General features: G+C 41.3%; 14 protein-coding genes. 9 read left to right on the top strand and 5 right to left on the bottom strand.

The window, feature by feature from the left end:
- Nucleotides 1-439: 439 nt before the first annotated feature.
- On the top strand, nucleotides 440-2,194 hold the full coding sequence (aspS, locus tag H8B17_RS05605; RefSeq protein ID WP_190308140.1) for an aspartate--tRNA ligase: 1,755 nt from the start codon (nucleotides 440-442) through the stop codon (nucleotides 2,192-2,194).
- Between the two features lie 34 nt (nucleotides 2,195-2,228).
- Here the strand turns inward: aspS and H8B17_RS05600 are convergent, their stop codons facing one another.
- A complete protein-coding gene (locus H8B17_RS05600; protein ID WP_190308139.1) occupies nucleotides 2,229-3,185 on the bottom strand; it encodes an ATP-grasp fold amidoligase family protein in 957 nt (318 codons plus the stop codon).
- Nucleotides 3,186-3,476: 291 nt separating this feature from the next.
- On the opposite strand from H8B17_RS05600, the gene H8B17_RS05595 reads away from it, so the two are divergent.
- Nucleotides 3,477-4,859 carry a LutB/LldF family L-lactate oxidation iron-sulfur protein gene (locus H8B17_RS05595; protein ID WP_190308138.1) on the top strand — a complete coding sequence of 461 codons (1,383 nt, stop codon included), beginning with the start codon at nucleotides 3,477-3,479 and terminating at the stop codon, nucleotides 4,857-4,859.
- Here the strand turns inward: H8B17_RS05595 and priA are convergent.
- Nucleotides 4,853-7,333 (bottom strand): replication restart helicase PriA, encoded by a 2,481-nt coding sequence (gene priA / locus H8B17_RS05590; RefSeq protein WP_190308137.1) that lies wholly within the window; start codon nucleotides 7,331-7,333, stop codon nucleotides 4,853-4,855. The genes H8B17_RS05595 and priA overlap by 7 nt on opposite strands.
- A gap of 450 nt (nucleotides 7,334-7,783) precedes the next feature.
- The gene (locus tag H8B17_RS05585) at nucleotides 7,784-8,173 is read right to left on the bottom strand and encodes a DUF423 domain-containing protein (RefSeq protein ID WP_190308136.1); all 390 of its coding nucleotides are present in this window, start codon (nucleotides 8,171-8,173) and stop codon (nucleotides 7,784-7,786) included.
- Between the two features lie 237 nt (nucleotides 8,174-8,410).
- Between H8B17_RS05585 and H8B17_RS05580 the strand changes: the two genes are divergently transcribed.
- The 6 genes from H8B17_RS05580 (at nucleotide 8,411) to H8B17_RS05555 (ending at nucleotide 16,477) form a co-directional block, all read left to right on the top strand.
- Entirely contained in the window at nucleotides 8,411-11,032 is a 2,622-nt protein-coding gene (locus H8B17_RS05580; protein ID WP_190308135.1) for an NHL repeat-containing protein, read from the top strand.
- A gap of 106 nt (nucleotides 11,033-11,138) precedes the next feature.
- Nucleotides 11,139-12,149, top strand: coding sequence for a DHH family phosphoesterase (locus H8B17_RS05575; protein WP_190308134.1), 1,011 nt, complete (start codon nucleotides 11,139-11,141; stop codon nucleotides 12,147-12,149).
- Nucleotides 12,150-12,168: 19 nt separating this feature from the next.
- Complete coding sequence (locus H8B17_RS05570) at nucleotides 12,169-13,131, top strand: FKBP-type peptidyl-prolyl cis-trans isomerase (protein WP_190308133.1); 963 nt, start codon at nucleotides 12,169-12,171, stop codon at nucleotides 13,129-13,131.
- A 141-nt stretch (nucleotides 13,132-13,272) separates the two neighbouring features.
- On the top strand, nucleotides 13,273-13,560 hold the full coding sequence (locus H8B17_RS05565) for a hypothetical protein (RefSeq protein WP_190308132.1): 288 nt from the start codon (nucleotides 13,273-13,275) through the stop codon (nucleotides 13,558-13,560).
- A 185-nt stretch (nucleotides 13,561-13,745) separates the two neighbouring features.
- Nucleotides 13,746-15,788 carry a sensor histidine kinase gene (locus H8B17_RS05560; RefSeq protein WP_190308131.1) on the top strand — a complete coding sequence of 681 codons (2,043 nt, stop codon included), beginning with the start codon at nucleotides 13,746-13,748 and terminating at the stop codon, nucleotides 15,786-15,788.
- Between the two features lie 65 nt (nucleotides 15,789-15,853).
- Nucleotides 15,854-16,477 carry a response regulator transcription factor gene (locus H8B17_RS05555; protein ID WP_190308130.1) on the top strand — a complete coding sequence of 208 codons (624 nt, stop codon included), beginning with the start codon at nucleotides 15,854-15,856 and terminating at the stop codon, nucleotides 16,475-16,477.
- Nucleotides 16,478-16,510: 33 nt separating this feature from the next.
- On the opposite strand, the gene H8B17_RS05550 is transcribed toward H8B17_RS05555, so the two are convergent.
- A complete protein-coding gene (locus H8B17_RS05550; RefSeq protein WP_190308129.1) occupies nucleotides 16,511-17,677 on the bottom strand; it encodes a hypothetical protein in 1,167 nt (388 codons plus the stop codon).
- A gap of 138 nt (nucleotides 17,678-17,815) precedes the next feature.
- Nucleotides 17,816-18,301, bottom strand: coding sequence for a septal ring lytic transglycosylase RlpA family protein (locus H8B17_RS05545; protein ID WP_190308128.1), 486 nt, complete (start codon nucleotides 18,299-18,301; stop codon nucleotides 17,816-17,818).
- A gap of 394 nt (nucleotides 18,302-18,695) precedes the next feature.
- On the opposite strand from H8B17_RS05545, the gene H8B17_RS05540 reads away from it, so the two are divergent.
- Complete coding sequence (locus H8B17_RS05540; RefSeq protein WP_190308127.1) at nucleotides 18,696-19,484, top strand: TatD family hydrolase; 789 nt, start codon at nucleotides 18,696-18,698, stop codon at nucleotides 19,482-19,484.
- Nucleotides 19,485-19,487: the final 3 nt, after the last annotated feature.

Here is a 19,487-nt window from a genome sequence, read left to right as displayed (position 1 = left end):
AATATAACACAAAAAAGTTTTCCACATCGAAGAAATACTACATAGTGGTTCTTTTATCCATGAAGATTTATGTTGAATGGTATGCATGAACACTTCGTGATTTTTCTAAAAAAGAACTAAAACTGACCGAAAGGGGCTCATGGACATCAAAACAAGCACTCGTCCATAAAACCCGTCGCTGCGGATATTTGACAGGATGGGATAATACTAAGGATGCGATCACAAAAACCGAGCGAAGTGAACGCATGAATACCATTAAAAAAAACAGTAATGAATAATCACAGTTCAGACAATAATCAAGCAATACGGTGTGAGCAGCTACGGGTTGTGTTTTCCAAGTGGGGTAAAGTGGGAGAAGCGTGAGGCTCGGAACGATCATTGGAGCAAAAAAAGAACAAACAAATCTTTATTGTCCGTAAAATCCGATATTTTTGCGAACATGTACAGAAGCCATCATTGCGGTGAATTACGGATCACCGATACAAACAAGGAAGTCATATTAGCGGGCTGGGTCCAAAAGTCGCGCGACAAAGGGTTTATGATCTGGGTAGACTTGCGTGACCGCTATGGCATTACGCAATTGATCTTCGACGAGGTACGTACCGATGACACCATTATGCAACAGGCAAGGTCATTGGGCCGTGAATTCGTCATCCAAATAAAAGGCACCGTTATCGAACGCGAATCTAAAAATACGAATATTCCCACCGGTGAGATTGAAGTACTCGTAAACGAGTTGACCGTGCTGAACCAATCGCAGGTCCCTCCCTTTACCATGGAGGATGAAACTGACGGCGGCGAAGACCTACGCATGAAATATCGGTATTTGGACATTCGCCGTAATCCGGTAAAAAATAGTCTACTTTTCCGTCATAAGGTAACACAGGAGGTTCGTAATTACCTCTCGAATTTGGACTTTTGTGAAGTAGAAACTCCCTATTTAATTAAGTCTACACCAGAAGGTGCACGTGACTTCGTGGTCCCATCTCGTATGAATCCTGGCCAGTTTTACGCATTACCACAATCACCGCAAACTTTTAAACAACTATTGATGGTAGGCGGTCTAGATAAATATTTTCAGATTGTGAAATGTTTCCGCGATGAGGATCTTCGGGCAGACCGTCAGCCGGAATTCACGCAGATTGACTGTGAAATGTCCTTCATTGAACAAGAGGATATTCTACATATTTTTGAGGGATTGACACGTCATTTATTGAAAACGACACACGGGGTCGATATTGCGCAATTTCCCCGTATGACCTACGACGAAGCGATGCGAAGGTACGGAAACGACAAACCCGACATCCGCTTCGGCATGGAGTTTGGCGAACTGAATGTCGTTGCCCAACATAAGGAGTTTACCGTGTTTAACAATGCCGAATTGGTTGTCGGTATCGCTGTACCAGACGCGGCATCCTACACGAGAAAGCAAATCGATGCATTAATTGATTGGGTAAAGCGTCCACAAGTAGGTGCCTTAGGCATGGTATACTGCAAGTGTGAGCTTGATGGAACATTTAAATCATCTGTTGATAAGTTCTATGATCAAGCCGATCTTGCCAAATGGGCGGAAATTACCGATGCAAAAGCAGGAGACCTTATCTTGGTTTTGTCCGGACCAGCGAACAAGACGCGCGCGCAACTAAGCGCCTTACGTATGGAATTAGCCAACCGTTTAGGGTTGCGCAAACCAGGTGAGTTTGCTCCGCTATGGGTAACGGATTTCCCTTTACTTGAATGGGATGAGGAGACAGGGCGACATCACGCTATGCACCATCCGTTCACTTCTCCAAAAAAAGAGGACATGCACCTCTTGGATACGGACCCCGGAAAAGTTCGTGCCAATGCGTACGATCTGGTGCTGAACGGCAATGAAATTGGCGGCGGTTCAATTCGTATCCACGATGCGGAAACACAAGCGCTAATGTTTAAACATCTCGGATTTACACGAGAGCAGGCGCAGGAGCAATTTGGATTTTTGATGAGCGCTTTTCAATACGGAGCACCTCCACACGGTGGATTGGCATTCGGTCTTGATCGCCTGGTAGCTATTTTAGGTGGACAGGAGACCATACGTGATTTTATTGCATTCCCAAAAAATAATGCAGGGCGCGATGTGATGATTGATGCTCCAGCGGTTCTTGATAATGCGCAACTCGACGAACTGAACTTAAAGATTCGTAGTGCGTTATAAGACTTCAAATACGGTAGGGGGAAACTTTACCTCCCTACTGTATTACATGTTTACTTTCTAACGGTAGCGTCAACCAGCTTCCCATAAGAGCATCTATTTCCGCTGGCTCCAGCTTCGTAAAGCCACAACCGGGTGTAAACGTTAATTCCCCAAAAACAACCTTTCCCCCTACGTTATATAAATCCACACGTACGTATCCGAAATCGGCCGAAAGCGCACGCGCAATATCCAACATCTCTTCTAGATTAGTCGGCTTATCTTCTGCTCGGGGGTAGTTGTCTTGCTCCACCCATTTAATATTTGTTAGACTCCAATCTGGATCATAGTAATTGCGTTGGTGCTCCGTAAAACGTTCGTAGTCTACTTGAATTAGCTTAGGTTCTCCATGAAAACAATGTATTTTGTAATCTCTTATCTGACTCCCATCTGCATTTTCTAAAAAACGTTCACAGATGAGTCTTGGCGGGATGTAAGTATAATGAAGTTCCCTACCATGCATAGCGTAATCTTGGGTAAGCCATTCGTCCAGCAATCGTTTGGTCTCCGTCCATTTCGGGACTTCTTCCGATTTATCTCTACAGAGATAATTCCATGTACAACCGTGCGTCGCTTTTAACACAAACTTATCTGGAAGCTCCGCTAACGGAATATCTCCCGCAGCGGAATAAACACCAATCAAATTATTTAAGATATATTTATACCCCTTGCTTTCTACATACGTTCTAACCGCATATTTATCCGCACATGTTATATACAGTGGATTATTGTAGTGCAGCTTAAGCCATTGCATTTTTTCAGTAAACAATGTTGGATTTTCCAAATCAGGTGCTTGCCCCATTGCCTCGGTATACCGGTTTACAATATAGTCTCTGTTAGAATAACAACGTTTTTGCTCCAACACATGTCGATACAGATTTATCGCCTCTTCAAGGGCTGTTGATTGGTGTTTAGTATCTTTTTTTGTATTACTTTTCTTGAAAAAATTCAACATTCCATTCTATATTGTTGTCAAGAAAACTAAAATCGGAATTTTAAACGGTTTAACCAAAATTATGTACGCAACGACTGTGTTCCGCGTGGCGTTCAGATGGGTACCGGTATAAATCCGGATATATGCCAGCACCAACCCGGACAGAGGTCAAACAATAGCCTAAGATGCTCCGAAGCAGTTTCGAAGGAAGGTCGAAACTGCTCCAAACAACGATCGAAGAAGTAACCGATATATCGACAGAACTGCCTGCAAATTTTTGTGAATCTTTCGAAAAAAGATTAGCTTTACCTCATGGCTCGAGATGTTGCAGAAAAGTTTTTAAAAGATAGCGCGGTCAAATCCTTTGATCAACGCCATAGGGAGATCATCAACACCAATATAGATAAATATAACCTCGCATTTGAGCGTGGAAAAAGTAAATTTTTCGATCTAGAAAACTCAAAAAAGAAAGCGAACCTGATCAAATGGAAAACGATCGAAAACTTGGAACGCTATCTCCTAGATTTCGAGAGCAATTTTACGAAAAAAGGGGGACAGGTTATTTGGGCAAATGATGCAGAAGAGGCTCGACAGGCGATTGCGAAGATTATGGAGCGTCACCAAGCACAATCGGTTGTCAAGTCGAAATCTATGGCCACCGAGGAAATCGAACTCAACCATTTTTTGGAGAAACAACATGTAGAAGTCTTCGAAAGTGATTTAGGGGAGTTTATCATCCAGCTACTCGATCAAAAACCCTATCATTTTGTTACACCTGCCATGCACCTCAGTTTGGAGGAGATAGCGAAACTGTTTCACGAGAAATTTGACACTCCACTGGACGCCTCAGCGGAACAATTGACGATGAAAGCCCGGGAATTGTTACGCGAGAAATATACATCGACAGGTGTGGGCATTTCGGGCGCAAATTTCATCATCGCTGATACAGGTAGTATCGCAATTACAGAAAACGAAGGAAATGCACGATTAACGACGTCTTTTCCAAAAGTGCATATCGCCCTAGTGGGCATTGAGAAAGTTATTCCGACCATGAGCGACCTCGATTTATTCTGGCCCTTACTCGCTTCACATGGAACAGGGCAAAATCTTACCGTATACAACACCATTTTAGGAGGGCCTCGGCAAGAAAAGGATATAGACGGCCCAGAGGAAATGTACGTTATATTACTTGATAACGGCAGAACCAATGTATTGGCACAAAAAGATCAACGTCAAGGACTTTATTGTATTCGTTGTGGAGCATGCTTAAATGTATGCCCCATTTACCAGAATATCGGTGGACACACGTATGAAACAACCTATCAAGGCCCTATCGGTTCGTTGATATCCCCCCACTTACAGGGCATGAAGGAATTTAAACACCTAAGTTATGCTTCATCGCTCTGCGGGAAGTGTACCGAAGTATGCCCAGTCGGTATAGACATTCAGAAGATGCTTCTGCTCAACCGCCGAGATGCTGTTGCACAGGGTTTGGCACCGGGCATGGAAAGACGGACATGGAAAGGTTTTACCTACGCCATCCAACGTCGTGGGCTGATCGATTTCTTCAGCGGAAAAACCAAAAATTTCTTTCTGCAAAGTTTTTTCAAGAAAACTTGGGGCAAGCATCGGGAACTGCCAAAACTCGCAGAAAAATCATTCACTAAGCAATGGAAAGAGCGGAGAGATCAATAAGGATCAACATCAACAGAAATACGCGCACCTTTGTATTGTTTTTCCATGCCAAATTGCGTTATAGCTTGGTTTATTAATTCTTTCACGCGTGTGATACTGACGTTGTTTCGCTCTATTTTTAAGGTAACCGTTTGAATGAAATGATTCCGTATACGAGAAATCATCGGTGGCTCAGGTCCTAAGACCCTACTCCCCAACAGGGCACGAAGCAAAATTGCCAAACGAGTGGCTGCATCACTGGCGATTTGCATTTCTGTATGGCGAACATCCAGTTTAATGATGCGATAAAAAGGAGGATATTGGTAGTTCTTTCGTTCTTTTATTTCCGTCATGAACATACCTTCATAATCGTGCTGAATAACTTGTTCCAACACGCGATGATTGGGGGTATGTGTTTGAATGATTACTTTCCCTTTGTGCTCCCTGCGTCCGGCACGTCCGGCTACCTGCGAAAATAGCGAAAATGCCCGTTCATAGGCCCGGAAGTCTGGAAAATTAATCATCGCATCTGCATTGATGATACCAATTAGACTAACACGCCCGAAATCCAATCCTTTTGCCACCATTTGTGTACCCACAAGAATATCAAATTCGTGTTCATCAAACGCTGTGATAATATTCTCAAATCCATATTTCCCTTTCGTAGAGTCCAAGTCCAAACGCCCTAGCCGTGCTTGTGGCAGCAGCAATTCCAGTTCCTCCTCTACCCTTTCAGTTCCGAAACCTTTACTTTCAATGTGTGGCATCCCACAAGCGGGACAAACCTGCACCGGGGGCTCCGTATGTCCGCAATAATGGCAATGCAAATGATTGGTGGATTTATGATATGTCAAACTCACATCACAGTTCACACATTTAGCGACCCAGCCGCAAGTATTGCACTGTACAAATGGTGTATGCCCACGTCTGTTCTGAAACAAAATCACCTGTTCCTTTCGCTCCAAAGCATTTGTTATCCCCTGCAACAAGACACTGCTGAAATAAGAAAACATTTGGTCTTTGCGGCCTTCTTCTGCGACATTAACAATCTGTATATCGGGTAATTGAGATTCTCCAAAACGTTCCGTTAATTCTACCAATCCATATTTATCCGCTCTAGCGTTATAGTAGCTTTCTATCGATGGCGTAGCTGACCCTAACAGTACTTTTGCCTGTTGTAAATAGGCCAAGTAGATCGCGGTATCCCGAGCGTGGTATCGCGGAGCTGGTTCATATTGTTTATAAGAGTTCTCATGTTCTTCATCAACGACCACCAACCCTAAATTTTGGAAAGGCAAGAATATGGAAGAACGAGCTCCTACAACCACTTTATACTCACCTTTCAATACCTTATGCCACACCTCTGCTCGCTCATTATCATTAAATTTTGAGTGATAAACTCCCAATTTATCCCCAAAATGCAGTTTCAATCGATCTGTAATCTGTGCGGTCAGCGCTATTTCTGGCAAAAGATATAAGGCATTTTTACCGTCCTTAATAGCTTGCTCAATCAGCCGTATGTAAATCTGTGTTTTGCCCGAAGCGGTTACACCATGCAAAAGCACAACGTCTTTTTTTTCAAAAGAAACTTTTATTTGATCAAAAGCCTGTTGTTGTGCCGCATTGAAGTTGAATGCTGCCGTTACTTCTACCTCTTCACCTCCTAAACGGGAGACGATCTTCTCCTCCACCACAAACACCTCCTTTTCAATCAATGACGCAACAATCCCGGAACTCACACCCGTAACCTCCATAATATCTTGTCGGGTAATATCGGTTTTGGTCTTCCGAAGCTGAATAAAACCTAAAACCGCATCCTGTTGCTTTGGTGCTCGGTTTAAAGAATCCAGCAATCCCCGGATACCTTCGCCATCGTCAAACTCCGATGCCAATCTTAAATATGCCTTACGCTTTGGCACGTACCTGTTTTTGATCTCTTCAGATATCAATATATGTCCTTGATCAAAAAGTTTCTTCAGTAGGGGGAAAACCGTGCTTTGCCCTAATAGCTTCACAATATCGTTTATCGTCAATTCTCCTGCCACATCCAACGCTTCCATGACCATGTATCCCTTGTCAGATAAAAGCGAACGATCCAAATCGACATTTTCTGACGCCACAATTTTTGTTTCGCTCGCCATCTTTAACGCTGCTGGTAAAGCCGCTTGCATAACTTCTCCCAGATAACACATGTAATAACCGGCAATCCATTCCCAAAGAGCTAACTGATTAGCATCAACTACCGGTTCTTCATCTATTACGTTGAGTATATACTTTGCTTCATAACTTAAAGGTGCTTCTTTAGAAATCTTATGGATGATCGCTGCATAGATTTTATTGCGACCAAATTGTACGATGACACGTTTTCCAACGGCAATATCGGTGTTCGATTCTAAAGGAACACGGTAGGTATATGTTTTAGCGATGTATAACGGTAAGATAACATCGACAAACAGTGTTTCTCGATCACTATGAAATAAAGAAGTTTCTGACATAATTATCTTTCTTTTCTTTTTTCCTTGATGAAAAAAGAAACAAAAAAATCAAGACTTGCAAGGTTCCGCTATCTTTACTTGTTTATTCCTAAACAGCATAAACTCGCTTCGCTCAGACAAATGCTGTTTTTAACGGAATATCCTGCGTAAAGTTGGTCACGGAACAATGCGAGGCCGATTTAGTCCGCATTACAGCTATTTTTTAATTCTCCACTTTTATTTACGCCATTGCATAGCCCATCCTTTCCCCGTCCCACAATGTCTCCTCTAATCTATCCCCAACACGCTCTTTCAGAGATAGGCAGATTGCACTACCCTTTATTAACATTCCATGTCGCATCCGAATGTTTGAAGCATGTAGAAATCTCCTTTTTGCACAAACCATCATTTTAAACATTCGAAGCGACGATTTTTTCGTTCTTTTTTCTAAAAAAAGAACAAACAAAACCGTTATGAACGATTCCGGACAGCAGCTACAAACAACCCTATCCATCCTACCATAAAACAAAGTCCTCCAAGCGGCGTCACCGGACCCAACCATCCAAATCCCTCTAATCCAATTAACGAACGAACACTCAATAAGTAAAGTGAACCCGAAAATAATAGCATACCAATCGTAAAAGCGATAAACGAAACACGTATAGAGGAATTCTTCGCTCGGGAAAAGGTAGACAAAAACAACAATGCAAAAGTATGGTAGAAATGATACTGGTTTGCGGTCTTCCAAGTCTCCAAATGATAATCGCTAATTTTCCCCTCTAACCCATGCGCCCCGAATGCGCCCAATATTACAGCCGTCAATCCGAAAAAAGATGCTATTAATATAATTTGTTTATTCATAAAAGAGATCGTATTCTAATGAAATTTCTTCCGTGGGTATAAATGTAATAAAATATAACACATCATGTATTTTAAATTTTACAAAACACACTGCCAGGCGTTATTGATCACGATTTTATGAGGCTGGTATTGCGCATAGTTGTTTATTTTTAGAGGCTAACAGCCGCTCATTTAGTATTCGGTTCGTAAAATGCTACGCATTTTACTTAAATTTGGATCTGTTAGAGGTTGTTCTTGATGAGAAATACGATTATCATTACCGTTTTACTGTTTGTCGCCATTATTGGTGCTTCCATATATTATTTTGCGAATTTAGACGGCGATAAAAAGGAAACACTCCGCCCGCTTACTTTCCTTCCAAAAGAGACTTTTCTAATTACTACATTTCAAAATAATGCAACGACCGATAACATCTTCAAAGATTTTGAAATTTTTGGAGCGTTGGTGGGTAGACAAGAATTTGAACAGTGGCAAACATTAAAAGCTAAGTTACTTCGACACGCAGCTATGCAACCCTATGTGAATGATGTCGATCTATACGTTTCTTTTCATCCGGAAAAAGATGCCATCACCAGCTTGTTTACTATTCCTACTTCAGCGCGTATCGACACGTCGGCAATCAGGTCATTTTTAGACAACGCCGCATCTACGTACACCATAACACAGAAAGACACCCTAGAGCATCGTATTTATAGCTTGGATAAGGGGGTTAAAGATTCCGTTTTTCATATCGTTTACCACGAGGATATTTTCTTCGCATCTTTTTCGGAACGTATACTTTACCAAGTTATAGACAAACAAAGTCCTAAGCTCGGCAGGGATCAAATTGATTACTTTATTGATAATAACAGCCGTAATTCACCGCTCAGTATATATTTTGTCCATGAACAGATTTCCCAGATCGCGGAACACCTTATGCGTAGAAAAACGGGGGACTTTATCGAACTATTCAAGAACCTGGGCGGTCAATCGGCATGGAACTTAAGTTTCAAAAATGACGCGCTTATCCTAAGTGGCGAAAGTGAAACAGCGCATCGAAAAGAACATTATATAGAACTGTTCGCGAACCAACATAAGACGTCACAGACGCTATATAATTACTTTCCTCAAAGTACGGCTTCTTACCTATCTTTTGCTATCAGTGATCCCGATCGCTTCCGAAACGATTTATTTTCATGGTTAGAACAGCAGAAGGAACTACCTCGATTACAAGCACAGTTTGCGGAAATAAAACGAAGCAAAGACGTTTCCTTTGAAGAAGATATACGCCCGATCTTCGGAAAAGAATTTGCGTTGGTAGAACAAAGTAACCAAGCTCAGCTTGCCTTTATTTCTGTTGCCGATTCTAATCAACTCGACGCATTCCTTTCTTCTATAGCCACCCATATAAGCGACTCTCTTTATCGATTCGATCATTCCAATATTCCGTTTGCACTTTATGGCGACCCACTCAAATCTTTTCAACGTCCGTATTTTCTTCGCATCGCGAATATTCTTGTATTAGCCAACTACGAAAGTCTATTGAGCGAGTACCAGCGCGACTGGCGACGGGTCAATCTACTCACCAATACATTAGGTTTCAAGAATTCGGAACGGATACAGGGAAATGAAGCGAATATTACCTGTTTTATCCGTACAAGCACATCGTCTTCGATCATCAATAATTTACTAAAACCGGACTTTCGCGAATCTTTCCGTGACAAAAAGGATTTCGGCTACCAAGACTTTTATTCCTGGTCCATACAGATTGCCGGTAACAATGGTCACTTCCAATCGAGTATTTATGGTGTCTACAAAAGTAAAAATGCATTGGGTTCCGTAGCCGATTGGACATATGAATTTGACCATAGACCGATCACTGCCCCACAAGTTTTCGAACATTCAGATACCAGCCAATTTATTCTGATGCAGGAACAGGATCATACGGTGCACGCTATTAGCCCTGCGGGGAGCAAACTTTGGTCTACGGTATTTCATGGACGTGTGGTAGGTGAAGCACAACAACTGGAAGACCGATCCATTGTATTAGTAACGGATCGAAATAGACTTTACAGGTTTGATCCAGACGGTAATTCTTTACCGGGATTCTCCCTAGGCATGGATAATGAACCTACTTATTCACCAACTATAGGAGATGTAGGCGGTAAACCTTTAATTTTTATTCCTGCTGGTCAAAAGTTGCTCGTTTTCACCTTGGACGGTAAAAAGCCGGAAAGTTGGAATCACAAAAATTTGGAGGGAAAAATCCTATTTGATGTAAAAGTTCATAATGATCAGATCTTCGTGGGCACAGAAAATGGTCATTTTTATCAGTTTGATGCACAAGGCAATCTTCTTAAAGAAGAAATTATCGCCGACAGCCACTTCAACAATCCGATAGCCCTTATCCGTCCGGAACAAAACCAATATGCGGTATACGCTATTGATACCGCCAACGTTTCGTTTACCATAGATTTTAGAGACGAACTTAAAACCTATAGACTGGAACCGGACGGACACCGCTCCTTGATATCCTTTTTCCCAAATACAGAGGATATTGCCCATCGCATGGTAATCATTAATCAAAAGCATGTATTAACGAAAGGTATACAAGACAGTAGCGCATTGTTTGATTTCACCTTTACACAAGAGATTACGGATCGTCCGCAATATTTCGCGGAGGGCCCTAATAATTATTTATTAGGGATTGCCTCGCGTAGAAACTATCTTGTTTATCTCTTTGACGAAAAGGGATCGATACGCGATGGTTTTCCCATTGAGGCGCTACCGGACTTTTATTATGGGAAAATCGACTATAATAGTGCTACCTATTTACTATGTGTCAGACGTGATCGTAAGCTATATGCATTCAAGCACTAGTCTTATTTTTCTTCAACTATTTTCTTAACATTTTTTAAGAAAGTGATGGCCGCAAAAATTTCCGCAACCCATAAAATAATAGTAGGTTTGCACACTTATAAGATTTATGCTGACAGGAGAAAATAATTTACACTTACTGGCCCAACCTAAGAAAATCGTTATCACAACCCACCACAAACCGGATGGGGATGCACTTGGTTCTTCTTTAGGTTTGTATCATTGGCTAAAAACGAAAGGACATCACGTGGAGGTCGTTTTATCTTCTGATTTTCCAGATTTTTTAGACTGGATGCCCGGTCGTGAAAATGTTATTATCTTCCCGCATGAAAACACACGAGCAGAACATCTTATCGCGCAGGCCGACATTATTTTTTGTTTGGATTATAGCGCACTCAGCCGTACAAATATTCTGGAGCCCCTTCTTCAGGCTGCAGCTGGCCAAAAATGGATGATCGATCACCATTTGGATCCAGAAGATTTTGCTTCTCTTCGTTATTGGGATCCTATGGCGGCGGCCACGGCTCAATTGGTATACACCTTTATCACGGATATTTGTGAGGATACAGCAGCTATAACGGTGGAAATAGCTACTTGCCTGTATGCAGGAATCATGACCGATACCGGTTCTTTTCGCTTTCGCTCTACCACCGCTGCCGTACACTTGATTATATCAAAACTAATCGAAGCAGGCGCTAGAAACTGGGAAATTCATGAACATGTTTACAATAGTTCAACAGAAAACCGATTGAAATTTTTGGGATATTGTCTATTGAATTGCTTAGAAGTCATCCCACAATACAATACTGCAGTGTTTGCTGTTACAAAAGAGGATTTAGAGCGTTTCCACGTCACTACGGGAGACACGGAAGGACTCGTAAATTACGCACTATCAGTCAAAGGCATACGATTAGCTGCATTATTTATTGACAGAACCGAATTAATTAAATTATCTTTGCGATCGACTGGAGAAATTCCATGTAATGAAATTTGTAAAAAGTACTTTAACGGAGGAGGACATTTAAACGCTTCGGGGGGTAGTTCGACAGACACACTCAGCCAGACCGTAAATAAGTTCAAATCCATATTACCAACATATAAAGAAATTTTAACAACATAATTTAAGTGACTATATCAGAATGAAGAAATCAATTTTATTCCTTTCGGCTGCTGTGGGCTTATTAGCCGCAACGAGTTGCCAAAATTTCAAGAAAGGTGATGGCGGTCTTGAATATAATATTGTAAAAGACGCAGGAGCTGAAAAAGCCGAGGCTGGCGATTTATTGTCGGTAGACATGATCGTAACATCGGATCGTAAAGATTCTTTGTTGCAAAGTACTTACGACATCGGTTTGCCCCAAATCGTCAATATTGCACCCGATTCTATTCCTGGCTTGTATGCTGGCGATTATAATTCGATGTTCAAAATGTTAGGAGAAGGCGACAGTGCTATTTTCCGTCTGAACCTAGATACTATGGCCGCCAAAACTGGCCAACCCAAGCCAGAGTTTGCAGATCACTACGCTACCTTCAAGGTAAAAGTGAGAAAGCATTTCAAAAAAGGTGACCTGACAGATTCAGCGATGTATGCGCAAGTGGATGAGTATTTCAAAGCAGAAATTGAAACTTTGAAGACCGCGGAAGAGGGTAAGTTGGCAAATTATATTTCGAAAAACAAACTGGAGCCTAAGAAAACAGATTCTGGCTTACAGTATATCTTAAAAGAAGAGGGTTCAGGAAACAAAGCAGTAGTTGGTGATACCGTTGTCGTAAATTATACGGGTTCTTTGGTATCTGGTACTATTTTCGATACAAACGACGCCGAGGTCGCCAAAAAAGAAAATGTGTTTAATCCGATGCGTCAATACGAGCCTATTCGTTTCCGTGTAGGCCACGATCCTGTTATCCAAGGATGGACAGAAGGGTTACAACTGCTTAGCAAAGGTTCGAAAGCAACATTACTAGTACCTTCTAGTATTGGCTATGGTGAACGTGGTGGTGGTAAAATTCCTCCATATGCGCCATTAGTGTTTGATGTGGAATTGGTAGACATTGTGCCTGGACCAAAAGACGCTCCAGCAGATTCAACAGCTGTAAATTAATTGATATTGATGTAGTAACATAACAGCAATATCAGCTGAAATAAAAATGCGAGATCAGTAACGTGATCTCGCATTTTTATTTCAAAATCCCCAAATTCCGCTATTTCCTCTCCTACGACCTTTAGGTAATTTTGTTTCAAGATGTACCAAAAGAAAAAAGACCATTATCCAACCGCTGTGTTGGCTATTACCAGTTTACTGTGTGGAATAGCTAGCATTGTATTACTGATATTGGTACCGATAGAATGGTTGGATTTTGTAATCTATACCTATTTATTTTTCGCTATTGTCGCAGTATTATTGGGAGGTTATAGTCTCCTCATAAAACGTAATACCCGTGCGTGGGTAGCTGTAATAGCTGGTCTTATTTTCATTATCTTGTTTTTAATCACGGCTTATCTCATGAGCACAATATGTATTATCTGCTGAATGTGAAGTGTAAGATATATTGTTCTAAAAATATCATTGATAGCAGCAACAAGCGACACTACACCCAACATATGAATGCAAAAAAAATCATACGCCTATCGGGGAGATACCATCTATTTGATACACATATTTTTAGTAAGATTTTAAATATTTTTGTGACAACACCCCTTGATCTATATTATCATATGACAAAACACCTTACTTTCGGATTGAACGTTACGTTATTGCCCATACTCCTGCTCTTCATTACCTGCTTTATTACCGATATGTTGCCCGCCCAAGGCAGTAAACAAGATTCCCTAGAACAGCTGTTGCGAAGCGAGAACACATCGATAAGCGAAAATATATTGACCATGGGCCGATTGGGTACCCACTACTATTTTAATGGCAAACAAGCCGAAGGTGAAAAGCTACTAAAGGAAGCAGTACAATTAGCGGAAACATTAACAGACAAACAGTTTCTTGCCCGGACACTAGCCGTGCAGGCAATGATGCTACGTATACAAGGGGACTCAACCGCGAGGAAGAAATTACAGTTGGCTCTTGATCAGCTTACCGAAAGTGACGACAAAAGTATTAAGGGTTATGTGTGGTATGCCAAAGGCTGGATGGAAGCGCGTAACGAACAACTTGTAGAGGCCACAGCCAGTTTTATTCAATCATTACAATACTATGGTGATACTGAAATACTTTCCGATATGACGACCAAATCGTCTGTCTTTAATGAGTTGTATAGTATTTATGGTGCGTGGGGAGATAAAGAGAATATGGAAAAGTATGCCCGACTTGGACTAAAAAATGCCCAGAAATCAGGGGATCCTGAACAGATCGCGTCAACGCAGTATTCTTTAGCCTATACCTTTGAAGAAAGATATCGTACCGATAGAACGGATCCTTCCTTCCGCGATTCGGCAGAATTTTATTACAAGCAATCCATATCCACCATCACCGTTCATGAAAATCGTATCACACCGCGTTCCCAGTTACCTTTTAATGCATTGGGTTTGGCCAATTTGTACGCAGAATTTTATCCATTAAGCTATAAAGATACGGCCAAAAGGTATTTGGATATTGCATTGAAAGAAGGGTTGAGAAGTAAGCAATATACGGTGGTTACCGGGGTCTATGGTATTATGAGCGAATACGCTCAACGTGAAAATCGGTGGGATGACGCATCGCATTCCTTAAACCAGGCGACCCTGTATAATCAGATGAATGAAATGCCTGAACTCGCCACCCAGCTCCACCTGACGGAAGCGCTTGCTAAGGTGGCCGAAAAGAAAGAAGATTATCGATCTGCTTTGGAATACTATAAAAACTATTTATCTTATTATAAGCAGCAATTTGATAAAGAAAAGATGGCATCCAGTAAAGAACTGGAGGTAAAATACAGTACAGAACTGAAGGAGCAAAAACTCATCATGCTAGAAGAGCAGGTAGCACACCGAAAAAAGCTCAACCTCATCTATATCCTCTTCTCGTTGACAATTTTCATCGCGCTCATTTTTCTTTTCTTAGCCTATCGACAACGCTCCAAGAGCTTAAAGCAACAACAGCGTCTGCATCTCATGGAGCTCGATAACATCAAACAGGAACACAAAATATCCCTCTTATCGGCTATGATCGAAGGGCAGGAGAACGAACGGGGTCGTATTGCCCGCGATCTGCATGACGGGCTGGGTGGACTGCTTTCTGGATTGAAAATTGAACTTTCAGGAGGAACGACACTTCCGACAATCGAAAATACACAAAAACTTATCCGCAACGGCTTGTTACGTATTGACCAGGCGGTAGACGAGCTCCGGCGTATCTCTCGTAACATGATGCCCGAAATATTATTGCATTATGGCTTGGAAGAAGCCATGAAAGAATACTGTCAATCGTTAAAACGTTCGGGGGTGAATATTACATGTCAGGTATTCAATTATCAGAATAACTTATCGAAAAACAAACAAGTGGTGGTATATCGTATCGCACAAGAGCTTGTCAACAATGCAATAAAATACGCAAAGTCAAGCCACATCCTCGTAGAATTACGACAGGAACAAGAGCATTTGTCGTTAATCGTGGAAGATGATGGCATTGGTTTTGATATCGGGCTAGCAAAACAAAAAAAGGGTTCTGGACTGCAAAATATCGAAGCCCGCGCAGTATTTCTGAACGGCACCTTACAAATCGATAGCTCACCGGAAACAGGCACCTCAACCGTATTACATTGCCCTATTTAGGTAAATAAAGAACAAGGTTGTAAAGTCATAAGATAACAGGGTAAACTATCTCATAACATAAAAACATGATACGAATATATATTACCGATGATCACCCGATTGTATTGGATGGATTAAAAAATCTAATTAGTGCTCAAGAAGATATGGAGCTCAAAGGATTGTTTAACACGGGTGCGGATACGATCGCAGCATTGAAAGAGGAGGTTCCTGATGTGCTCTTATTAGATATTAACTTACCGGACATTAATGGCATTGAATTGAGTCGCCAATTTAATGAACTTTATCCGGATCTTCACATTATCATCTTAAGTATACATAATGAAAAAGCAGTTATCGGATCTGTCTTAAAAAATAAGGTAAAAGGTTATTTACTTAAAAACTCCACAGGAGATGAAATCATAGACGCCATACACCAAGTTGTGGATAACAAAACATACTTTTGCCGGCAAGTACGGGAAATATATGATAACGATCAAGATTCGGGTCCCGACGCTGTTCCTGCCATCACCCGCAGGGAAAAAGAAGTTATATCTTTAATTGCAGCTGGACTCACTTCTTCGCAAATCGCAGACAAACTATTCATCAGCACACATACAGTGGACTCACACCGCAAGAATCTAATGGAAAAATTCAATACCAACAGTATGGCAGTCGTCGTCAAACTTGCTACGGAATTTAGACTTTTTTAACGGGAGGGAAGTAGCCTTCTCTCTCGTTCATCATTATTGCGCTCCGTAGTTAAGTACTTTAATATAATGCAAGACACTGTGTACCTGCGCTTTTGCTTCGCTATCTTTTTCCGGATAAGAAAAATGCATTTCCAGGTATTGATTATCCTTATAATAGGTTTTTGCTACACCGTTAACAATTCCATTTTCAGCTCGTTCCTCATAGAAAATATCCTGATAACTGTACCTATATTTATCCATTTTCTTATTGGCTTTTTCGAAGTTTTCTTTATTCATTTCTGATTCCCGCAACTCCGTATACAGCTCAACCAAACCGTCGTCTGAGCGATAGCTGAAATAATAATCTCCTTTACGCGCTTTGTCGTCTTGGACAAAAGGTGTCTGTTTTGTTTTTAGGTAGACATCATCTGTATATTCCCCGGGATAAATTCCCTGAAAAGGATCTTTCCAGAAGCTTTCTGGATCTTCAACACGTTGCAGATCCGCTACCTGGGCACGCTCCCATTCGACAATATTCAGCCCGAGCTTATGACTGATTTCGTTCAATTTATCGAGGGTCGCTAGGGTGTCTCCTCTTAATAAAGGTACAGCCGTTTCAAAAATCAACTGCCCTTGTTGGTAGAACCCGAGGAGATAGTCTCGGTAATTCGCGGATACCCAATATATTCCCGTTTTGTACTGCTGCTGTTTTTTGAAAACAGCGGTTTCATATAGCGATGCACGGTGCATTTCTGTAAAAGCATCCACTCCGCCGAAAAAAGGACTTCCCATTTCGAGATAACTATCGCTCAAAAAAACTTCCTCATGATTATAAAGTAACGTTGCCGAAAGAAATAAATCGCCCCATATGGAATCCTGAAAAAGGATATCAGTTTCCGTAAAAATGAGGGTATCTATATCTGTACTATGATCCCTGTGAAGCTCTTCTATAGCGTTGTAATAGCGCCCCAAAAAAGGGAATACTTGCTTCGCATTGGTAAAAACTAGCTTATCCTTTTCATATTTTTTTAATTCGTTATCAAAGGGGGCGTTCTCCAGCCAAGCATGGAGGTTTTCTCCAGTAAGTTCTTTTATTTCGTCATCCCAAACGAATTCCTTCCGCGTTGCATTTCTGTTATCACAAGATGCTAACAGCATTATTGCGAATAATATGGATATAACACCGGCTGTGTTTTTTATAAATATTCTTGTCATTGCCATGAAAACTAGTTTGTTGGCATCAAAAATCCAGAAAATAAATTTGAATGGAAATCCCCAAAATCCGGGATATTGTATGCCGTATTGATTTTTATCTTTGAATTTAAACAAATGCCATTTCACGTGGTTGCCATTATTGGTTTAGTTCTTTACCTTCCTATTAGATCTCTTTTTAACCCTGGTATTTTTTTTTGCTTTGTTTTTTTTTCCCGTACCGGCGACTCCGTGGCTATACCTTAATTCCACCGGCACAACTCCCGCCTGGATCATCCCAATCTTCTTGGCCGCTCCTTTGGAAAGATCAATCACCCTTGACTTGGAAGACGGACCTCTGTCGTTGATTTTTACGACCACCTGTTTTCCGTTACTTAAGTTCTTTACGGTAACCTTGGTACCAAAAGGAAGAGTCCTGTGGGCTGCCGTCATTGCATTTTGATTGAACCTCTCACCGCTAGCGGTAGTCCTCCCGTGAAATTTACCACCATAATAAGAAGCATTGCCATTCTCTCGCACTTCCCTACTGCTTGTGTGTAACTTTGGTGAGCAGCTCGCAAGAAGCAGGACGGCCATGAAACTGACGTAAACAATATGTTGAATGCGTATAATTTTATAGGATTTTTTATTCATTTCAGATTTCAGAACCTCTACGTTTATCAAATGTTGGCGGCTAATATACGTTTTTTCAAGCTTTTTGTATCTAAAAGGGTTCCATGACATCACAGGTAACCTAACACAACCTATACATCCATTGCTTCTCGATAGCCGACATCAGGCATTTGGTAAAATGTTCTTTTTCATCTTTTTGCTTTTATATTATCTTTCTGAACAAAATCAACAGGGGTGTCGTTTGGAAACTACGCTGGAGAATAGGGAGTTAAAAATCCGTTGTCATGCGATAATGTTCACAGCGAAGACCAAAAACATTAACAAATCCACAACAAATGCAAGATCTCCTTACCAATCTCGCTTTTTTTATTCGGCATTAGGTGTTTTAGCATGAAAGTCCTAAATTTAGCCCGCTATGACAACGTCTATTGATCCCTATACACTCACCGATACCCACACGCACATTTATTACCATGCGGGAACGCCCGAATTGGACGAGCAGCTTCAACGATGTTTTGAGAAAAATATCCAACGTTTGTTTTTACCAAACGTCGATAACGAGTCTGTTCCTTTGGTGATGGAAACGGCTCGGGCCTATCCGACAAACTGCTTTCCCATGTTGGGGCTGCATCCCTGCTCTGTGAAAGAGAATTATAAAGAAGAATTGGAACGAATAGAGCGTCTACTAGCTGCCCACCGCATATACGCCATTGGCGAAATTGGATTAGATCTCTATTGGGATAAAAGCACGTTGGATTTTCAACGTGAAGCTTTTCGCATTCAAGTAAGTTGGGCAAAGACTATGGGGTTACCCATCGACATTCATTGTCGAGATGCTTTTAATGAACTATTCGAATTATTGGAGGAATTAAAAGACGACAAACTATTCGGTATTTTTCATTGTTTCACCGGAACACTCGAACAGGCGAAGCGCGCCATTGATTTCGGGTTTTCTTTAGGCATTGGTGGTGTCGTTACGTTTAAAAAAGCCGGACTGGACGCCGTCGTCAAAGAAATAGATCTTCAACATATTGTATTGGAAACAGACGCACCTTACTTAGCTCCAAGCCCTTATCGCGGTAAAGAAAACGAAAGTAGTTATCTTTATCACATTGCAAAAAAGGTAGCTGACATACATGAAATAGATATTTCAGAAGTAGCCAAGATTACCACAGAGAACTCAAAGAGAATATTTGCCATCTAACAT

It is taken from the genome of Sphingobacterium arenae (assembly GCF_014692505.1).
In the GTDB taxonomy this organism is placed as follows: Bacteria; Bacteroidota; Bacteroidia; order Sphingobacteriales; family Sphingobacteriaceae; genus Sphingobacterium; species Sphingobacterium arenae.
Note: the sequence above shows the minus strand (reverse complement) of the source record. Positions and strands in the feature narration are given on the sequence as shown.

What these genes read in the sequence shown, in the direction of transcription:
- H8B17_RS05545 (WP_190308128.1), bottom strand. Translation starts at nt 18,301, where the DNA reads ATGAATAAAAAATCCTATAAAATTATACGCATTCAACATATTGTTTAC.
- H8B17_RS05560 (WP_190308131.1), top strand. Translation starts at nt 13,746, where the DNA reads ATGACAAAACACCTTACTTTCGGATTGAACGTTACGTTATTGCCCATA.
- H8B17_RS05575 (WP_190308134.1), top strand. Translation starts at nt 11,139, where the DNA reads ATGCTGACAGGAGAAAATAATTTACACTTACTGGCCCAACCTAAGAAA.
- H8B17_RS05600 (WP_190308139.1), bottom strand. Translation starts at nt 3,185, where the DNA reads ATGTTGAATTTTTTCAAGAAAAGTAATACAAAAAAAGATACTAAACAC.
- H8B17_RS05580 (WP_190308135.1), top strand. Translation starts at nt 8,411, where the DNA reads ATGAGAAATACGATTATCATTACCGTTTTACTGTTTGTCGCCATTATT.
- H8B17_RS05585 (WP_190308136.1), bottom strand. Translation starts at nt 8,173, where the DNA reads ATGAATAAACAAATTATATTAATAGCATCTTTTTTCGGATTGACGGCT.
- H8B17_RS05565 (WP_190308132.1), top strand. Translation starts at nt 13,273, where the DNA reads ATGTACCAAAAGAAAAAAGACCATTATCCAACCGCTGTGTTGGCTATT.
- H8B17_RS05595 (WP_190308138.1), top strand. Translation starts at nt 3,477, where the DNA reads ATGGCTCGAGATGTTGCAGAAAAGTTTTTAAAAGATAGCGCGGTCAAA.
- H8B17_RS05570 (WP_190308133.1), top strand. Translation starts at nt 12,169, where the DNA reads ATGAAGAAATCAATTTTATTCCTTTCGGCTGCTGTGGGCTTATTAGCC.
- H8B17_RS05540 (WP_190308127.1), top strand. Translation starts at nt 18,696, where the DNA reads ATGACAACGTCTATTGATCCCTATACACTCACCGATACCCACACGCAC.
- priA (WP_190308137.1), bottom strand. Translation starts at nt 7,333, where the DNA reads ATGTCAGAAACTTCTTTATTTCATAGTGATCGAGAAACACTGTTTGTC.
- H8B17_RS05555 (WP_190308130.1), top strand. Translation starts at nt 15,854, where the DNA reads ATGATACGAATATATATTACCGATGATCACCCGATTGTATTGGATGGA.
- aspS (WP_190308140.1), top strand. Translation starts at nt 440, where the DNA reads ATGTACAGAAGCCATCATTGCGGTGAATTACGGATCACCGATACAAAC.
- H8B17_RS05550 (WP_190308129.1), bottom strand. Translation starts at nt 17,677, where the DNA reads ATGGCAATGACAAGAATATTTATAAAAAACACAGCCGGTGTTATATCC.